Here is a 16,543-nt window from a genome sequence, read left to right on the forward strand (position 1 = left end):
GGGCGGGGGCTTGACCGGAAAGCGGGAAAGCGTGGGTTACGATGCGCGCCTTTTTCAGCACCTGAAGCAAGTTCGATTGCAGGCCCGATCCTTCGCAAACGATCGCCTCGACGGGGTTAAGCGCGGCCAGTTGCTCGTTGCGGCGGAACCCGGCGGCTTTGCCATAGCGCGACGTTTGCGGGGTGAAGGCGACCAGCGGGACGCCTCGGCTTGCGGCCCATGCGGCGGCGATGGCGTCGCAACCTTTTCGCTGCGCGGTGGTGCAAAGCGTCATGTGCGGCACGCGCGCCTTGATCGCGTCCAGCCGGTCCCAAAGCTGTTGCCAGTCGTGCCATTCCGCGCCGCCCGAAAAGACGACAAGCGGGCCGGTCGGGTTGCGCTTCTCGCGGTGGTCCTGCGCGCGGGCTTTGAGGAAGTCGGCGGCGGCGATCTGGCTTGCGGTCGTGGCGCTGGAAACCTTACTGCCGCGTGCGGCGCTCCACGGGCGGCCGGTCTGTGCACGATAGCAGTCGGCGGCATAGTCGCGCATGCACTCGATGGCGGCGCGCTGTTCCGCCTTGGTCTGCGCGCGGATGGTCAGTTCCTCCACCTCGACGGCGTAAATCTCGGACGGATCGGGGCGGCGGACAAGCTCGCCAAGGTCGCGGGCGAGGGTGTCTTCCTCGCGGGCCAGCTTCTGCGCCTCGTAGTGGAAGGAATTGACGAAGCCCCATGCGATGGCCTGCGCGCTCGTCTCAAGCCGGGTATCGCGCAACAGGTCAAAAACCGTTGCCATGATCGCCGCGCAATCGTGCTGCGCCTCGGCGGGTTCGGGCATGTGCATTTCGCTGGCGGGTTCGCCCATTTCGACGATGGACAGCGCGCCGACGTTATCGAAAGCGGCGTGGAAAGCGTCGATCGTGGTGTCGTCGCGGATCATATCGGCGATCGCCTCGGCGCGGATTTCGGCGTTGTGCTCGGCGGGGGTGAGGCCAAGGGCTTCGCCAAGGTCCGAAAGGCTGTTAAGGCGGCGGGAGGTCGTTCCGTTGGTCATGGTGCAATCCTTTGGCAGGCCGTGGCGGCTAGGGTCGGGGGAGCGTTTCAGCCGCTCTCCCCGCCCGTCTCGGGTTGGTGTCAGGTGAAGGCCGGAACCTGATCGTCGGCCAGCTCGTCCGTCTCGTTCAGCTTGCCATCTTCGGTGGCGTTGCCGCTGCCGAACGGATCGGAGTTGCGCGGGCCGCGGGCGGTGCGGGTGCCGTCCAGTCCTTCGCGGCGCGGGGCGGGGCGGTTCCAGACGACGCGGAAACCTTCGTCGTTGTTGCCGAAAAGCATGATCTGGAGCGGTTCGGGCAGGCTGGGGTCGTCCAGCTTCCCTTGATAGAAAACCTCGCCGCTGGAATTGCTGGTCATCTCCCACAGCGCGCCGATCTGCACCCAACGCTTGGCGATGTTCAGCACCATGATCTCGAAGGCGGGTGCGCGCTCGTTGGTGCTCTCGACCGGGCGGAGGCCCAAGCGGGCAAGGTCGATGGTGGCGGTGGCGACCGAACCGAGCAGCTGGCCGTTGACCGACTTGAAGGAACCGATGTTCATGGTCTTTACTCCGTTTTGGCGGGGGCCTGTCCCCCTGTTGTCTGGGCTTGGGGCCTATCCCCTCCCGACAACTTCCTTTTATCCCCTCTCCTCCAAGTATTGAAGCGCATTGATTTCTTGACGGTATTTTATCGTACCTGGTGAGTCCGAGCAAAGAAAATGGTCCTGACTAGGGACCGTAAATAAACAAACAAAGGACGCATTGTCCGCTCCTGCGGACAATTCTATTTCTACTGTGCTGTTGGGCGCAGCTGGCCTGTGATCTCATCGCACCCGGAGCCGTCCTCGCAGGGTCGCTAGGCGCGGATCGGTTCGCCGGGGTCAAAATGAATGACGGAGGCTCCGCCGCGTAGCGGTGGAAACCGTAGGGCCGCAGGCCCGGTATTCTTGTTGAGGCAGCTCTAAAACAAACAAAGCCATTGTCCGCGCAGCGGGCAATTCCCTTTTGCTGCCGACCCCGGCGGGCCGATCTGCAACGACGGGACACTGGGAGACGGCAAAGGGGGCGATGAGATCATTGGCCCAAAAAGCACGCATCATGCGCCTTGCGCATGATTCCACAGGCGTAGCCTGCTTGCGGTGCCCTAGATGGCGTGGGCGAGGTGGAAGAAGAGGGCAGGGCGAACGGCGCGCGCTCATACACCCGCATAATGGCGTCAGGAGCGCCGTGGGGACGTTTTAGGCTCCCGGACAAGGGATCGTCACCCGAAGGGCGGAGACCCGCTCTTCGCGGGCTCCGGGAGGCTTTTGCCGACTAGAGCCCGGCCCCGCCGACCAGGCGGGGTGGCCCCCAGATCGTTTGTGTGTTCAGATCGGCGGCGGTTCGTAGATCGAGCGCCGGCGCGCGACCTCGACGTCGAAGATGTAGTTGCCCCAAGGGAGCCATCGGTTGCCCGCTGGGGGCGGTTCGTCGAGACGCTCGGCATTAGCGATTGCGATCAGCAAGGCGGCGGCCCGGGTGGCACGGTCATCCCGCCACCACGCCCACCACGTCAGTGCCTGCCATGACAAAGCCGGGGCGATCGCGAGAACGGTGAAGCGAACAGCCCCGCCCCGCGTCGGTCCGAATATCTCGATCGCGCCGATCGTGACGATGATGATGCTTGTCGCGGCGATGACGATTGCAGCTCGCAATCTGGGTCGAACGACCATCAGAAGCGACAGCTTCCAAAAGTCGGAGAGGACGCTCTTGAGCGCGATCAGGAGGAAGGCGGACGGCGCGAGCAGGCCGATCATGTATCCGATCGTAAGCATCACGAGACCCCGTCAGCCGTAGGCTCAGGCAACGTGTCGTCGATTTCCTGAAGGAGGTCGTTCGAGATGCAGTGGACGACGATGTTGCTGATGATGCGGGCATCGAGCGACACGACGCCACCTGCGGGCTCTTTCGCGTGGTGACGTACCCCAGTGTCCTCGGGAGGCGCTTCTGCAGCCGCGAACCAGGTTCGCCACGCCGGCCGCGGCGGCAAGGTCGACTTCTCGGAAGGTCCGATCTCGTAGAGGAAGCGTTCGGGGCGGGAGAGGGCGATGGCGAGGATCTGGCCCTTCTCGTCCTGACGGATGTCGGTGACGGCGCCCTTGTAAGCAATGCCGAAGCGGCCACTCATGGTCGAGGTGTAGACGTGACCGACCGGCGTATAGCCGTTCTCGGCCGGGCGGGTGATATGCTCGAAGACCCAGCCCTGGCCGTTGAAGTCGACGGTGTCGAGAAAGAGCTCGAACGAGCGCGACCATGTGAAGTTCGCGACGGTCACAACCTCCAGGAAGAGGACGACGCCCAACCCCAGTCCTTCGCGCATCGGCAATGCCTGTCCTCCCCAGGCAGCGAAGCCCGCGCCAAGAGGGTTGGCGATGATCCGGCCAGCATTGACGCCCGTTAGCTCATGGACTGCCAAGACGAACGCCAAGGCACCGTCTGCCACGATGTACGCCAATCCGTGGATGACCATCGAGAAGAACACAGCGAGCACCAACGCAGTGACGGCGGTGAGCTGCATTTCGGGACGGCGTGCTCCGCCTCGCCGCGTACGAAAGTTGAAGCCAGCAATGAGGGCGAGGCCGGGGAGGAGTGCCAAGACGCTGGCGAGAACGCCGAGCGTGAGGTTCATTTAGCGCGTGGGGTGGCACTCTTGCCGGCGAAGACGACGCGGCCGGACGTGTCTTTCTGGATGTGGCCCTGCCCCTTGGCGGCGCGACGTTCCCGCTCGAGGCGGATCAGTTCGGCATATCCGCCGACCTTGTGAGCGGCGGAGCCGGCGGTTCGCTGTTGGTCGATCGTGAGGATGGATGCCATGTTGTGAAGATAGTCCTTTTCCCGTGCGTCGTAAACGATCGGTATGCAATGGGGTTCACCAACGCAGCTCTGGCGATCGCAGGCATAGCTCTGCGCCGGCTCGCTGCCCTTATGGGCGTCGGTGTGCAGGTGATGCAGGGATGGCGATCGCTCGGTGTTGAGGGTGCCCGATGTCAGGCCCGGTTAGGGGTTGCATCCTCCGTGGAGCCGAAGACCAGCCAGAAGGTGCGTTGCGGTACCCACAGGGCGCCGTCTGCGATCCAGCTGATGGTCAGCTCGCGGGTGGTAGTACTCGGCGATGTGGTGGGCGGCGGCGAACCCCTGGTGTTGCCCTACATCTCGTTGCGATCAATGAACGGTTATACCAAGTCCCTGAGAGGCTGACTCACAGCAGGGATTCCCAAACGGCGGCTGGCATGATTCAAGATCGCGGGCTGTGGGAGGTTCGCGATGGCGGCGGCGGTGCGGTTGCGTGCGGATTTTGACGGGCCGGGGCTACGGAAGCTGGCTCGGGCGAGCCGCGACGCGAAGCAGGGGCGGCGGCTGCTGGCGCTAGCGGCGATCTACGAGGGCAAGACGCGCAGCGAGGCAGCACGGTTTGGCGGTGTCACGCTTCAGATCGTGCGCGACTGGGTCGTGCGGTTCAACGCCGAGGGTCCTGCGGGCCTCCTCGATCGCAAGCCGCCCGGGTGCCGCCCGATGCTCGACGCCGCCCAGCGCCGTGCCTTGGCGCAGATCGTCGAGGCAGGTCCGATCCCGGCAGCACACGGCGTGGTGCGGTGGCGTTTGATCGATCTGGCGCAGTGGGTGTGGGACGAGTTCGCCTTGTCGATCAGCAAGCAGACGCTGAGCCGCGAGCTTCGTGCTCTCGGCTACCGCAAGCTGTCGGCGCGACCGCACCACCAGGCGCAGGATGGCGACGCAATCCCTGCTTTTAAAAAGACTTCCCCGCCAAGCTGGCAGCGATCCGCGCGCGCCTCCCGTGCCACAGTCGTCTGCCACGTTCATGCCGATCCATCGGATCAGGCCTCGTGCGTGATTGCAGCGCGATTGAGATCCCGTCCGCCCGACGGCACCCGGCAGTGGCTCCTGCCGGTGGGCAGACAGGGCGATTACACCGGACCGACAAGCAGTCAGTTTTGATCAAGCATGCAACATGCCGTCAATCATTTCTCCTTCCGAGGATATAATTGCGTGATGTTGGTATCTTGAATGTTCGGAATTTCGGATCCGTGCGGTGTTGCGCAACCATCTGGTTCGATTATGTCCGTTGGATTGAGCGTAACCCTCAGGCTTGAGGCGGACGCCCCCAGCATCGCTGCCAAGCAGGATTTTATCTGAACACCCTTTTCGATTTCGGGCGAACTCGTTCCTGACATCGGGACGTGCGGAATTTGGCAGGTTGCGTGTTCAATGCCACCGATACGATCGACAGCAATCCAAGCTCCCGCCTTCCTGCTGTCGCGCGACGTGGGGATGGGAAAGGCGCTTCGACCTTTGACCCAGGCATTGCCTTCGATTTGACCCAGCATGAGCAGGGGCAGGAGCCAATTAGGCTCGGAACCATCGAGAGCTCTGCTTGATCCAAGAAGTGACGACAATGTGCTCCGCAGGCATGCCCCGCCGTCAACGCATCTGTAGATGGAAGAGTCGAAAAAGAATGCGTTTGCCGTTTCCGGATCCGCGGGGAAGGATTGGTTGTCTATGGGCAGGCCCGGATGCTCATCGACCAAGATACGCAACTGTGCCGCGATAATCTCGTCGGTTTCTGCATCGCCGGTGCCAGCCAGCCTGAAAGGACGATGCCATCGCCGAACCCGCTGATTGTCAAGCAGGGCATTTTCGGCATTGGGAAGCCCGTTAACATGCGGATTTTCGATCAGCATGCGAAGCCGATCATATGCGGCGGCGATTGGACTGCTGTCCTCAACCTCGCCATCAGCAGAGAATGGAAGATCCTGATGTCGCTTGACCGGCGACCCGACTATCAGGGGCTGAACGGACATTTCCGAAGCCAATTCCGACAGATGCTGCCCGAGCCATGCTAGTCGCTGAGCGCTGAGTTGCTTTTCGCCCTTGTGATTCCTATTGCATTTGGGTCTCGAGCGCATGCCCTTCTTCGATGGCGGGACAAGGGGTCGTGCAACGAATTCGATATCTGATCCCGGTAGATTGATAGAATTCAAGCGGGCCGTCAGCATGTCACGAAATGCTTGAAGCTGAGCGTCCTCCGAATGGGGACTGCCTATCGCGTTTCCGGCAGCGGGGGCGATGTCGGAAACCAATAAGACTGCGAGGATGATGAGAAGGTTTCTCAGTTTCATTGGATGGCTTTCTACCATGTCTGAGGTAAGCGTCCGGTGAGAGACCGTTTGAGAATGGGTTGAAGCTCGGGCTGCGGCGTGATTCAAGCTCGGGATGTGGACCCGAGCGAGCCGTAGCCGGATGGCTGGATTTGAACAACGCGCGAAGCGCTACCCGACGGATCTGACGGACGGGGAGCGGCGGTTCATCCAGCCGTTCCTGCCGCCAGTGCCGAAGCGCGGGCGCAAGCTGAAAACCGATCTTCGCGAGGTGCTCGACGCGTTGCGCTACCTTGCCCGGACGGGCGGCGGCTGGCGGATGTTGCCGAACGACTTTCCGCCCTGGCAGACGGTCTACTGGTGGTTCCGCCGCTTCATGCGCCGGCTGCTGTTCCGCACAATCCACGACGTCACGCTGATGCTCGATCGCGAGCGCGAAGGGCGGGAGCAGAGTCCGACCGCCGCCGTTGTCGATAGCCAGTCAAGGCGCCAGCTGCAGAAAAGCGGAGTTTCGATGCTGGCAAGAAGGTCGTCGGCCGCAAGCGCCACATCGCCGTCGACACTGACGGCAGGCTGCTGATGGTCAACCTCACCACCGCCGACATCTCCGACAGCGCGGGCGCCCGGACCATCGTTGCGGTTATCCGGAAGCGATGGCCCTGGCTCAAGCATCTGTTCGCCGACGGCGCCTACGACCGCACCCGCCTCATGGATGCTGCCGCCTATCGCGACTTCGTTCTGGAGATCGTCCGCCGCACCGACAAGGACCCCGGCTTCAAGGTGTTGCCCCGGCGATGGGTGGTCGAGCGCACCTTCGGCTGGATGACCCGATGGAAGCGCCTCGTTCGCGATTACGAGCGGCGCCTCGACGTGTCCGAAGCCATGATCCACGTCTCCGCCGCCGTAGCGCCCGGCGCCCATGCCGTGCTGCTGCTCGACCAGGCGGGGTGGCATGGCTCGCGCGACCTCGTCGTACCCAACAACATCACGCTCCTGCCGCTGCCGCCGCGTTCGCCCGAACTCAACCCGGTCGAGAACGTCTGGCAGTTCATGCGCGACAATTGGCTCTCGAACCGCGTCTTCGGCTCCTACGCCGACATCCTCGACCACTGTTGCCTGGAACACCCTCGTCGACCATCCTTGGCGGATCATGCCCCTCGACCTGCGCCAATGGGCACATCGGTCATGTTCTCAGAGACTTGGTATTACATCGCCCCATCGAGACGCATTCTCGAACCAAGCAAGACGGGTGCGACGAACCGAAAAGGAAAATTTCTCAACGCTGGCTGCATTTGAGGTCGATGGTCGCCTGAGCCAGAGGAGAGGCAGAGCCTCCGACTTTCGCGATCTCGGCGTCGAGGCAGCGCTGTCGCGGTGTTCGCGTGTCTCGTGGACCGATCGGGACGACATAGATCGGGTTCGGGAACTCAGGCGAGGTGATATACCGGCCTTGCAGGCCAGGCGGTGTCTTATTCAGAACCTGGGCGGCGCTAGGAGACGAATTGGTTGCTCCAGCCAAGGCCGTCAGCAAAACCACCCGCGATACCGGTCAACCCGCAGGAATGGCTCGCCGACGTGCTCGACCGCATCGGGCAGGGTCATCCCGTCAACCGGCTCGACGAACTGCTGCCGTGGGTTCGGCTCAGAACCCGAGACACCGCTCAGCCCTCGCAACTAATAAATTGCGGTGGTCAGCTACCAGTGGAGATGGCGGAAGGAGGCATTTTGCGGCCACATCCATTTTTCTGCGGGTGTGGCTCGTCTTCCGTATCAAAAGTGATAATCGCAGTAATCGGCTGAGAAAAGCCTGACCCTATTTCACAGGACTTTTCCTGTAATTCCAACCGTATCGGCAAATCTTGGGTTTCAGCACAACCTGCCACGACATACGTTCGGCTTAACACACCCTCAAGCCGACGAATCTCGCCTGACACAGAGCCCATCGAGATAAGTTTTCCAGTCCATCTCTCATGGTAAAGCTTTGACCGAATAGTATACTCGGCGTGGTCTTCCGTTACTCTAAGCTTCCAACCATCTCCTGAGTAAATGACCTTTTGTTCGTGCGCTAAAGCCGTCGAAGGAGCCGTAGCAAATAGCGTCAAAACGCTGACGAGGCACATCAATTGACGCTTCATAATGACGTCGATCGTAGCCATGGCAAAGAGCGTCTGCAACTGGGCGATAGCCAAACGGTAGATTTTCAGGCTGCACGGTCCTGACCGGACGCTTACGTTGCCTTGCGGATTGACTTGCGCCAGCCATGAGTGAGGCTAATCGAGATTCTAGACGACCACGCTCGGCGCGCTGCGGCAGCACCGCTGCGTGCTCCCCATCGCTGTACCGCCGAGGACGCCCTTTTCTATCCAGGGGTACTGGAAGCAAGTTTGCACTTGCGCACATCGTTCACGTTATGTTCAAGGGGGCGTCTCTGTCGAAGGAGGACACCATGAAGATTGCCGAAGTGCTTGAGCGGTATGATTACGATCTGCCGCTGCTGGATGCGATGAACGACCGCGGGATGTCGCCTGATCGGCGGGTGCTGGCGGGTGCGACGGTGGGCGTGTGCCTGTCGACGGCCTATTTCGCTGTGAGCGAGATGGAGGAGGCGTTTGCGCAGCTGGCGGACGACGAGGAGAAGGGCAGGCGGCACGGCGAGGGCTATCTGGCGATGGAGGCGATCCTGGAGGAGCAGCGCCCGTTCCAGATGCGGCTGTGGCACCTGCTGCACGAGTGTTCGCTCGATCAGGCCGTCTCGGACCTGCGCTGGCTGAAGATGGTGGTGTATCAGCGCGCGCAGATGGCGAATGCGGTGCGCGATGCCGGCGTGAACGATCGCTACTGGACTTCGGCGGAAGGCCGTGAGGGCAAGTCGGCGGCCGAGCTGATGACGAAGGTCACCGAGCGCCGCTGAGGCGCGGGTCGCGCTGGTCAGGCGACCAGGGCGAGGACGGTCTCCGGGTGTCGCGGCTGATGACGTGAGACGCGGAAGGGCTGGATGGGATTGTCTGTGCGGACCACGAACTGGTCGACGCCGGTGGTTTCGCGAAGCTGGACGGCGACGGCGTAGGCATTCTCGAACGATGCGAGACGGGTGCGACGGGCCGAGAATGAAATGATGGTCATTGGATTGTCCCTTCGGGGTGGTGTCCTTCGGGTGATGTGCCGTTCAGGCTGATGTTGTGGCGAGAAGCGCCGTTCATGGAAAAGGAAGCGTTCCGGTATATCGAGGGATCGGACCCGAAATGAGCGCGAGGGCGTTCATAGGGCCTGATCCCCGCTCCGGCGGAGGTCTCTTCGATCGACGGGGTCGGAACCGCTGCTACGGTTCCGACCCCGTTTTCGTGACAGCGGATGAAAAGTCAGCTAGAGATAACTCGCTAAGTCATTGATTTTACATAACATATATTATCAGACTTAGATGTTCGATGCTCAAGGCCAAGCCGTATCGCTCTCGAGCGGTGCTTATCGAGCAACGGCCTGTTGCTTGCTCAAGCGCCGAACGACCGACACGAGCCTGGCGAGTGCCGGATCGCGGATCGGCTCAGCGACACGGATCTCGCGGCTGCGACCGTCGATCGTCAGCCCGACGGTATAAGTGCGCGCGTCCGGCCTCGCCGTCTCGTTCGCCGGCGTGCACCCGAAGAAGTCAGCCTTATCGGCAAGGCTGGTCAGCTCTTCACGCTCTGGCAGACCGAGATCGTTGAAGGAGACGGTTTGCTCCTTTGCCAGTCCGGGAAAATGGGCAAGGCCGCCCTCGATCCGCACCCGAACCTCGCCCGTGATCGCCTCGCTGCATGCCTTGCCCGTCTGCATCAGATCACTCCAACCGCTGTCCACGCCTCGGCGACAGCTGTCGCCTCGGCGCTTTCCGTGCCGTGCAAACGCCCCGCGACGTCGATGGTGACGCGGGCAAAGCCGGCGAAGTCCGTGTTGGCCCTGGTATTGGGGTCCAGCAGCGTGTTGTACCAGATCCGGCCGGCCTGGTCCCATGCGTTTCCGCCGATCGCCGTCGCGGACAGATAGAACGCCCGGTTGGGGATGCCGGAGTTGATATGGACCCCACCATTGTCCTGATTGGTGCGGACGAAATCGTCCATGTGACCAGGTTGAGGGTCCTTGCCGAGGACCGGGTCGTCATAAGCGGTCCCGGGCTCCTTCATCGACCGCAGCGCGACGCCGTTCACCGCGGATGTGAGCAGGCCCGCGCCGATCAGCCAGTCGGCCTGGTCGGCGGTCTGGCCGAGCAGCCTCTGCTTCACAAGGCTGCCGAACACGTCGGAGATGCTCTCGTTAAGCGCGCCCGACTGGTTGAAGTAGACGAGGCCCGCTTCCTTCTCGGTGACGCCGTGGGTCAGCTCGTGACCGATGACATCGAGCGCGATCGTGAAACGGTTGAACAGCTCGCCGTCACCGTCACCGAACACCATCTGCGTCCCGTCCCAGAAGGCGTTGTCATAGTCCCGGTCGTAATGAACCGTGGCATCGAGCGGCAGGCCGGCATCGTCGATCGAATTGCGCTGATAGGCTTCCCAGAAAAGGTCGAAGGTGGCGCCAAGGCCGTCATAGGCCTCGTCGACCGCGACATCGCCGGTCGGTCCCTGCCCTTCCCGCCGGACGACAATGGGGCCGGGTGCCTCGGGTTCGCCCCCGGCGTCGCGGATGGTCCGTAACGGACTCGGGGTCAGCACGTTGCCTGCCGCGGAACGTCGTCGCGCGATCGTACCGGTGACAGGACCGGCCGTGCTTGCCCGCACGATGCGGATCGTCGGGTCGATCAGCAGGCTGTGCATCGCTATCGCACGCAGCTCGGGAGAGCCGTTCTCGGCGATCTGCGACAGGATGTAGGGCGGCAGGATGCAGTGAAGCGAATGCCGATGGGTGGAGGCGCACATGATCGTATCTCCTTGGGGATCAGCGACGGGCACGGCGTAGCACGAACGGTACGAGCGCGACCCACATGATGGTGATGAAGGCGAGGAACTGGCGGGTCTGTTCGGGACCACCCGGAAGGTAACCGAAGCCACCCAACGAGGCCGCGTAGAGCTCGAACGAGATGACCGAGACGGCGATCGCCAGCACATCAGCCTCCCCCCCACTCTCCTCCTGTGTCCCGAACCAGCGCAGCGCGACGACGAAAAGGGTAATGATGCCGATCAGGATCAGGCGAATGACAACGTCGCTGCCGGCAATGCCGAGAGCGAGTGGATAGAGCGTCACCGCCTCAACCGGGAACAACTTCACCAGGCTGGCATAATAGGGTTCGGGTACGGGCGCCGGTCGGCGACCGCCGCGAACCGAGGCCGGAGCTGACGTGCTCCGCAGCCGAAGCGTGCCGCGCAGCGCCAGTCGTATCGGCGACGTGGTCTCGCCCTCCAGCGCGGCAACAACACGTTTAACAGCGGTCGCGTATCGCGAGATCGCGGCATCTCCAGGCGTGAGTGCCGCGCCGAAGGTGGTCATAGGATCCTCCTCAGGCGGGGGTTGCCATCGACGCGATGAGGCCGAGCGCGCGGGTGATACGGTCGATGTTGAGGCGCGCCACAGCGCGGCGCTGCTGAGGCGTCAGACGGCCTGCCATGGCGTCGCGGAGCGCGGTCTGGGCCTTGGCCGCAAGATCGATGGCTTCTGCCACCTGGGCTGCGCGTGCCGGTCCCTGCTTTGCCCCCTCACGGGCGGCGAACACGCGCGTGGCGAGGTGCTCGCGCTGGTCTGCCGACAGGTTCGCGCGATTGCGGATATAGGTGCGGAACAACGCGTTGCCGTAAAGGTCATCGGCGTTGCGTGCTGCCCCCCTGCCCCAGGTCGAGACCTGCACAGACAACGAGGCGATCGCCCGATCGACGACGGCGCCGCGTTCGATCACCAACGCGCGCACGTCGCGGGTCTGCCGCGCCTCCCGGGCCAGGTCGCTCGCGAACGCGATCAAGGCAACGAGGCTCTGCCCCTGCTCGCTGGCGATCGCAGCGTTGACGTTCGGGAGGTCGGTGCCGGCAGCGAAGTTGCTGAACCGGGCAAGGCGGTCCGCCTGATCGGCAAAGGCGGTGATCTCGGCCGACACGTCGGTCTTGGGTGCCTCAAGGATCGAGGCAATTGCATCGGCATAGTCGCTGATCGCAGCAAGGAGCGCGATGCGGGGTTCCAGCACCGTTCGCGGGGTGCTGCCGATATCGACCTCGAACGTCGTATAGCCTGGCGCTCGCGCTTCATCGGCAAGGCAGAGTGGCGCCGCCCCGGCCGTCGAGGCGATCGGCACCTGGATGCGGAGCGGCGTCGCGGGCAGACAGCTGGGATCACTCGCGACCAGTGCCGCAGCCGCGGCGCGACGCCGTTGCTCGATCGTGTCGAAGTAGGTCGAGGCGGCGGTGACGGCTTCGCGGCTTCGGGTCTGGACGGTTCCTGCAGTCTCGAGCCGGACTGCGTTTGTGGCGCATCCCCCCAGCAGCGCGGCAACAGCCGCGGTTAGACAGGACACGGTGCGATGACGCATGGCGATCTCCCTTTGGCCTCTCGGGCATCATGCCCGTAATCTGCGATCCTCCCTCCCCTTTCTTCGCCTGGGGATCCTCGGCGTGCGTCGAGTACCGGACGGCCGCGCAGGCGGCCGGAGCGCAATGATGCTATTGACGACACTGGTTATGAGTGCCGCGATGCCAACCAGCATCGGGCCGTCGATCATGTCGGCCATTTCCCGACTCCCACGTTAAGCCGACGGCCCATGTTCCATAAATGTTCTCTGTAGGACAGCGCCTTTTCTTCGCGGCTAAAGTCGGATGTCCTCGGCCTCGGTGATCTTGCGGCGCACGACTTGGCCGGTTGCGTCTTCCTCGTTCGAGAACCCGTCGAACTGATGCAATTCGCCGAAGTCGAGGTTCGTCAGCCCTTCGATCGTGAGCACAGAGCGCTGATAGGTCTTGAAGGCACCGAACAGGAGCGATTGGGCGTCCAGATCGACGTCGTGATCGATCAGGTAGGCAGAAGCGGAGGGGCGACCGTCGTCATGGACGAACGCCACGACCTTCCAGTAGGCGAGCGGGATCGCGACGCCGCGGTAGACGGGGTCTGTTTCGCGAAAGACCGGCCCGGTGAACACGGTTGCGCGCTCGCGCACGCGGCGCGTGTTGACGAGGATGAAATCCTCGAGGCCCAACCATATCCGCTGGTTGAAGACCGAAAGCTGCGGCGCGCAGTTGGTGAAATGGAAAGTGTCGCGATTGGCGACGGTGGCAGTCGGACCCCAGTTGGGATCCTCACGACGGACCAGGTGTCCGCGGTCGAAGTCGTTGTCGGCATAAAGCTCGTCACCCGCCTGGGCGTCTTCCGGGATGCGCCCGTCGAACGCCCATGGGTCACCGCCCCGCGACACCGAGACGCTGGCGCTGCCATCGATATTCACGCCGGTGAACAGCGCCAGGCGCCGGCTCTTGGACATGACGATGGAGAAGTGCTCGTAATCGAGCCGTGCATCGGCATTACCGGGGACGGGCAGAACATCGTCCGCGATCGCGGACGTGTCAGGCAGCGGTACGACAAATGCGCCCAGATGGTTGGCCCGGTATCCCTGCCTGTTTCCGAACGACGTCGCGGACGATGTTCGGACGCCTTCGGCATCGAACGGGATCAAGGCTTCGTTGGTCGCTGCAATCGGACGCAGATCGTCCAGATGCGGTCGGTAGGACAGGTCGATCATGATGGGGCTCCTCCGATGATTTCACGCCGGGCTCGCTCGCGGCGTAGTCGTTCAACCATGAGTACGTCCGGGTGGGTCTGGATCATCTTCATAGGGGCGCAAAACGGCATTCGGGTTTCATCGAGGCGTGGCGCTTTTAGGTTAGGTGCGGTCCGACCAAGGGCAAGCATATGATGCTAGTTTCGCTCCTTGGCCAACAGGTTGCCTCGGTCGGCACGGGGGAATACCCGATTCAGGCCGTAGCGCTAGCATGACTGCACATCTCACAGCCTGGCCTAGTTAAAGCATCAGTCCCTGTGGATCGCTGCTGCGGGACGCCGCGTCCTACCCTCGCTGCCACGCGGCACGCAGTCTGGAGCCACGTTGACCGCTGGGCGTGTCGTTGCCCATGAAAGAGCGCCAGCCTGCCTTCTCCGCTTCCCACGTCCGGTTCACCGGGGCGGGGCCGAGCGGCAGGAGAAGGTCGAGCGACATGCTCACAAGTCCTCGCGGAGCATGATCGTCAGTACGCGGGTCGTGACGCCGGCATCGGCCGGGTTTTCCGAGCCGTAGTCGAGCGCGAGATCGTAGTAGTCGATCTTGAAAAAGACGGTTGCGCCGCGAAACTCGAACTGTCCCCGGTCGCGGACCATTGCGTCGGCCTCGGCAAAGTCGTGTCGACGCGCCGCAGCCATCAGCTGCGCCTGCGCGATCAGGCCATCGGCCATCGAGCCGTTGGCGAACGTGCCAAGGCAGCTGCGCGTGATGAGAATGCGGGCGGTCCGATCGAGGCCGAGCCGGCAGCGGTCGTTGAGTATGGCAATGGTTTCGTCGCGCGAAGTGGCCGTGACAGGCATGATATTCTCCATTGATAGGGCTCAAGCTGCGATCAGCGATTGAGCCTGGCGGGGAACGCCGACGGGCGGGCGCATCGTGGCCATGCTACGCGGCCTCGGGCGTGCGGTCGGCGATCGCGACAGCAAGGCCGGCGCGGGTCATGATGACGGTTACCGTGCGGTCTTCCGGCACTATCCAGCTATGCGAGTTGAGAAGCGACCGGATCTGATTCTCCAGTGCAGCGTCGCCGCCTTCCATGGCCTCGATCACGCGGGTCATTACCGTGCGGCCGAAATGCTCGCGCTGAGTGTCGGTGCTGTCCGCTTCGGCATCATCGCTCGGGTCGAAGGCGGCGCGCTCGAAGATGTCCGCGACCGTCGCCGGTGTGAGGGCGCTGCCCCGGCGGATGTAGATTGCGCCTTCCTCGGCCGCGTCCTACCAGCCCTCTGACGAGCCGAACGCCAGCTCGGCGTCACAGGACACCTCGACCAGTGATCCGTCGTGCGCGACCGTGGCCGAAAGCATGATCGTGTCGCAATAGCCGTCGACGGCTCCTTCAGGCGCATCCGCCTCATCCGAGACGGTGAAGGTCAGGCCGTTCTGCTCGATGGTGAAGTCGAGGCGCGCGACACGGGCGAGCGTATCGTACCAGCCATAGCCGATGAAGCGCGGCTCCTGCTCGACCAGCGGCCCACCGAACGGCGAGTGCGCCGCGATCGCGATCGCCGCCGGCTGCGCGACGATCGGCTTGATGTCGGGCATGATGACCATGCCGGCGCCGGTGAAGCGGGTGCCGCTGTCGTAATTGGCATGTCGGTCGGCGTGTCCGGCGACCCACTGGCGTAGCCAGGCATCGGCCTCGGGCAGCACGATGCCGAAATCGCGGGCGTCGCACCAGTTGGCATAGCTCAGGCGATGCGAGGGCTCGGCCGCGATCGCGTGGAAGATCGCAATCTGCGCCGCAACGCCCAGCGCGTCCAGGGCGGCGTTCTGCACGGCTTCCTTGCGGGCCGGCAGGACCAGCTGGATGTCGGGCGTGTCGATGATGTTGACGCGGACATGCCAGTGATGCCCGCGACCGACCTCGCTGATCGACGGCAGCCGGCACGGAATGGTGATACCGTGGAAGTTCAGCCGTGGCTCGTTGCCCGAGCTGTGCGAGGCGGTGCCGCGGTAGACACCGATGCGGCTGCCGTTCCAGTCCTCGACGTGGACGGCCTCGGCCAGCCACGCCTGACGCGGCAGCTCGGCGCCGTCGAGTGTCACCGGCAGCGTGTAGTGCTTGGCCACTTTCGCCAGATCCTGATCGAGCGTCTGCGCCCAGGCATCGGACATGCGGATGGCGATCGCGGTGCCACGAGTGATCGGGTCGGGCGAGATGGTGATCGGCCGGCTGCTTTCCCACGCCGCGGCCGGAATGTGCGCCATCCAGCCCTGAAGCTCGGGACGCGAGAAGGAGCGGATGATGACATCGCGACCGGCGAGGCTGAACACGCCCATGCCGGCAGGATCCTCGCGGCGGCGGGTCTCGTCGGACCAACCGGAGCGGCCCAGTGTGACGATCGAGGCGGGATCGGCGATGCCGTGGCCATCGTCGACGATGTGGAGCAGGCGGTCGCCGGGATTGCCGCTGGTCGTGACGACGATGCGGCTCGCGCCGGCACGGCGCGCATTCTGAAGCAGCTCGTTGAGGACGTCGGTGGCCGAGCCGTTGAACAGACGACCGACCTTGGAGATGGTCTCGGGCGCGACGCTGGTGGCGATGGTGGCGGGGGGCAGTCTCTTTTAAACATCTCCCAGCCCCCCAGACATCTCCGGATCTCGTATGCCGGCTTTTGCTTGAAAAAAAAAAAACAAAAATCCACTATTGCG

19 protein-coding genes and 2 pseudogenes are annotated in these 16,543 nt (G+C 63.3%); 5 read left to right on the forward strand and 16 right to left on the reverse strand.

The window, feature by feature from the left end:
• The 5 genes from FOY91_RS16745 to FOY91_RS16765 all read right to left on the reverse strand — a co-directional run.
• The coding region (locus FOY91_RS16745; RefSeq protein WP_145154434.1) for a DUF2493 domain-containing protein at positions 1–1,033 on the reverse strand (1,033 nt) is incomplete at its 3' end.
• A gap of 80 nt (positions 1,034–1,113) precedes the next feature.
• Positions 1,114–1,572 (reverse strand): DUF736 domain-containing protein, encoded by a 459-nt coding sequence (locus FOY91_RS16750; RefSeq protein ID WP_145154436.1) that lies wholly within the window; start codon positions 1,570–1,572, stop codon positions 1,114–1,116.
• 807 nt (positions 1,573–2,379) lie between these two features.
• Positions 2,380–2,808, reverse strand: a complete 429-nt coding sequence (locus FOY91_RS16755; RefSeq protein ID WP_145154438.1) for a hypothetical protein — start codon at positions 2,806–2,808, stop codon at positions 2,380–2,382.
• Positions 2,809–2,825: 17 nt separating this feature from the next.
• Positions 2,826–3,680, reverse strand: coding sequence for a hypothetical protein (locus FOY91_RS16760; protein WP_145154440.1), 855 nt, complete (start codon positions 3,678–3,680; stop codon positions 2,826–2,828).
• Positions 3,677–3,865 carry a hypothetical protein gene (locus FOY91_RS16765; RefSeq protein ID WP_145154442.1) on the reverse strand — a complete coding sequence of 63 codons (189 nt, stop codon included), beginning with the start codon at positions 3,863–3,865 and terminating at the stop codon, positions 3,677–3,679. Before FOY91_RS16765 ends, FOY91_RS16760 begins: the two co-directional genes overlap by 4 nt.
• 450 nt (positions 3,866–4,315) lie before the next feature.
• On the opposite strand from FOY91_RS16765, the gene FOY91_RS16770 reads away from it, so the two are divergent.
• Positions 4,316–5,008, forward strand: a complete 693-nt coding sequence (locus FOY91_RS16770) for a helix-turn-helix domain-containing protein (RefSeq protein ID WP_145154444.1) — start codon at positions 4,316–4,318, stop codon at positions 5,006–5,008.
• 23 nt (positions 5,009–5,031) lie between these two features.
• Here the strand turns inward: FOY91_RS16770 and FOY91_RS16775 are convergent, their stop codons facing one another.
• Positions 5,032–6,189: a hypothetical protein gene (locus FOY91_RS16775; RefSeq protein WP_145154445.1), complete on the reverse strand. Its 1,158-nt coding sequence runs from the start codon at positions 6,187–6,189 to the stop codon at positions 5,032–5,034.
• Positions 6,190–6,412: 223 nt separating this feature from the next.
• Between FOY91_RS16775 and FOY91_RS22860 the strand changes: the two are divergent.
• A pseudogene (locus FOY91_RS22860) lies at positions 6,413–7,348 on the forward strand (IS5 family transposase); the annotation flags it as partial.
• Between the two features lie 368 nt (positions 7,349–7,716).
• Positions 7,717–7,803, forward strand: a pseudogene (locus FOY91_RS16790) (transposase domain-containing protein); the annotation flags it as partial.
• A gap of 56 nt (positions 7,804–7,859) precedes the next feature.
• On the opposite strand, the gene FOY91_RS21760 reads toward FOY91_RS16790, so the two are convergent.
• Positions 7,860–8,324, reverse strand: coding sequence for a hypothetical protein (locus FOY91_RS21760; protein ID WP_162527260.1), 465 nt, complete (start codon positions 8,322–8,324; stop codon positions 7,860–7,862).
• 290 nt (positions 8,325–8,614) lie between these two features.
• On the opposite strand from FOY91_RS21760, the gene FOY91_RS16795 reads away from it, so the two are divergent.
• Entirely contained in the window at positions 8,615–9,079 is a 465-nt protein-coding gene (locus FOY91_RS16795) for a hypothetical protein (protein WP_145154447.1), read from the forward strand.
• 17 nt (positions 9,080–9,096) lie between these two features.
• Here the strand turns inward: FOY91_RS16795 and FOY91_RS16800 are convergent, their stop codons facing one another.
• The 9 genes from FOY91_RS16800 to FOY91_RS22075 form a co-directional block, all read right to left on the reverse strand.
• Positions 9,097–9,291, reverse strand: a complete 195-nt coding sequence (locus FOY91_RS16800; protein WP_145154449.1) for a hypothetical protein — start codon at positions 9,289–9,291, stop codon at positions 9,097–9,099.
• Positions 9,292–9,630: 339 nt separating this feature from the next.
• The gene (locus FOY91_RS16805) at positions 9,631–9,981 is read right to left on the reverse strand and encodes a protealysin inhibitor emfourin (protein WP_145154451.1); all 351 of its coding nucleotides are present in this window, start codon (positions 9,979–9,981) and stop codon (positions 9,631–9,633) included.
• Entirely contained in the window at positions 9,981–11,060 is a 1,080-nt protein-coding gene (locus tag FOY91_RS16810) for a M4 family metallopeptidase (RefSeq protein WP_145154453.1), read from the reverse strand. Before FOY91_RS16810 ends, FOY91_RS16805 begins: the two co-directional genes overlap by 1 nt.
• 19 nt (positions 11,061–11,079) lie before the next feature.
• The gene (locus FOY91_RS16815; RefSeq protein WP_145154455.1) at positions 11,080–11,628 is read right to left on the reverse strand and encodes a hypothetical protein; all 549 of its coding nucleotides are present in this window, start codon (positions 11,626–11,628) and stop codon (positions 11,080–11,082) included.
• 10 nt (positions 11,629–11,638) lie between these two features.
• Positions 11,639–12,655 carry a hypothetical protein gene (locus tag FOY91_RS16820; protein WP_145154457.1) on the reverse strand — a complete coding sequence of 339 codons (1,017 nt, stop codon included), beginning with the start codon at positions 12,653–12,655 and terminating at the stop codon, positions 11,639–11,641.
• Between the two features lie 273 nt (positions 12,656–12,928).
• Complete coding sequence (locus FOY91_RS16825; protein ID WP_145154459.1) at positions 12,929–13,855, reverse strand: DNA/RNA non-specific endonuclease; 927 nt, start codon at positions 13,853–13,855, stop codon at positions 12,929–12,931.
• Positions 13,856–14,331: 476 nt separating this feature from the next.
• Positions 14,332–14,691 carry a DUF3768 domain-containing protein gene (locus FOY91_RS16830; protein WP_145154461.1) on the reverse strand — a complete coding sequence of 120 codons (360 nt, stop codon included), beginning with the start codon at positions 14,689–14,691 and terminating at the stop codon, positions 14,332–14,334.
• Positions 14,692–14,776: 85 nt separating this feature from the next.
• Entirely contained in the window at positions 14,777–14,950 is a 174-nt protein-coding gene (locus FOY91_RS22070; RefSeq protein WP_203234610.1) for a hypothetical protein, read from the reverse strand.
• 156 nt (positions 14,951–15,106) lie between these two features.
• On the reverse strand, positions 15,107–16,171 hold the full coding sequence (locus FOY91_RS22075) for a hypothetical protein (protein ID WP_203234611.1): 1,065 nt from the start codon (positions 16,169–16,171) through the stop codon (positions 15,107–15,109).
• An 84-nt stretch (positions 16,172–16,255) separates the two neighbouring features.
• Between FOY91_RS22075 and FOY91_RS22080 the strand changes: the two genes are divergently transcribed.
• Positions 16,256–16,543: hypothetical protein (locus FOY91_RS22080; RefSeq protein ID WP_203234612.1), on the forward strand; the 288-nt coding region annotated here is incomplete at its 3' end.

This window comes from Alterirhizorhabdus solaris, from assembly GCF_007785815.1.
GTDB classification, from domain to species: domain Bacteria; phylum Pseudomonadota; class Alphaproteobacteria; order Sphingomonadales; family Sphingomonadaceae; genus Alterirhizorhabdus; species Alterirhizorhabdus solaris.

Excerpts from the sequence above, each read along its gene's own strand:
- FOY91_RS16750 (WP_145154436.1), bottom strand. The coding sequence starts at position 1,572 with ATGAACATCGGTTCCTTCAAGTCGGTCAACGGCCAGCTGCTCGGTTCG.
- FOY91_RS16755 (WP_145154438.1), bottom strand. The coding sequence starts at position 2,808 with ATGATCGGCCTGCTCGCGCCGTCCGCCTTCCTCCTGATCGCGCTCAAG.
- FOY91_RS16760 (WP_145154440.1), bottom strand. The coding sequence starts at position 3,680 with ATGAACCTCACGCTCGGCGTTCTCGCCAGCGTCTTGGCACTCCTCCCC.
- FOY91_RS16765 (WP_145154442.1), bottom strand. The coding sequence starts at position 3,865 with ATGGCATCCATCCTCACGATCGACCAACAGCGAACCGCCGGCTCCGCC.
- FOY91_RS16770 (WP_145154444.1), top strand. The coding sequence starts at position 4,316 with ATGGCGGCGGCGGTGCGGTTGCGTGCGGATTTTGACGGGCCGGGGCTA.
- FOY91_RS16775 (WP_145154445.1), bottom strand. The coding sequence starts at position 6,189 with ATGAAACTGAGAAACCTTCTCATCATCCTCGCAGTCTTATTGGTTTCC.
- FOY91_RS21760 (WP_162527260.1), bottom strand. The coding sequence starts at position 8,324 with ATGGCTACGATCGACGTCATTATGAAGCGTCAATTGATGTGCCTCGTC.
- FOY91_RS16795 (WP_145154447.1), top strand. The coding sequence starts at position 8,615 with ATGAAGATTGCCGAAGTGCTTGAGCGGTATGATTACGATCTGCCGCTG.
- FOY91_RS16800 (WP_145154449.1), bottom strand. The coding sequence starts at position 9,291 with ATGACCATCATTTCATTCTCGGCCCGTCGCACCCGTCTCGCATCGTTC.
- FOY91_RS16805 (WP_145154451.1), bottom strand. The coding sequence starts at position 9,981 with ATGCAGACGGGCAAGGCATGCAGCGAGGCGATCACGGGCGAGGTTCGG.
- FOY91_RS16810 (WP_145154453.1), bottom strand. The coding sequence starts at position 11,060 with ATGTGCGCCTCCACCCATCGGCATTCGCTTCACTGCATCCTGCCGCCC.
- FOY91_RS16815 (WP_145154455.1), bottom strand. The coding sequence starts at position 11,628 with ATGACCACCTTCGGCGCGGCACTCACGCCTGGAGATGCCGCGATCTCG.
- FOY91_RS16820 (WP_145154457.1), bottom strand. The coding sequence starts at position 12,655 with ATGCGTCATCGCACCGTGTCCTGTCTAACCGCGGCTGTTGCCGCGCTG.
- FOY91_RS16825 (WP_145154459.1), bottom strand. The coding sequence starts at position 13,855 with ATGATCGACCTGTCCTACCGACCGCATCTGGACGATCTGCGTCCGATT.
- FOY91_RS16830 (WP_145154461.1), bottom strand. The coding sequence starts at position 14,691 with ATGCCTGTCACGGCCACTTCGCGCGACGAAACCATTGCCATACTCAAC.
- FOY91_RS22070 (WP_203234610.1), bottom strand. The coding sequence starts at position 14,950 with ATGACCCGCGTGATCGAGGCCATGGAAGGCGGCGACGCTGCACTGGAG.
- FOY91_RS22075 (WP_203234611.1), bottom strand. The coding sequence starts at position 16,171 with ATGGGCGTGTTCAGCCTCGCCGGTCGCGATGTCATCATCCGCTCCTTC.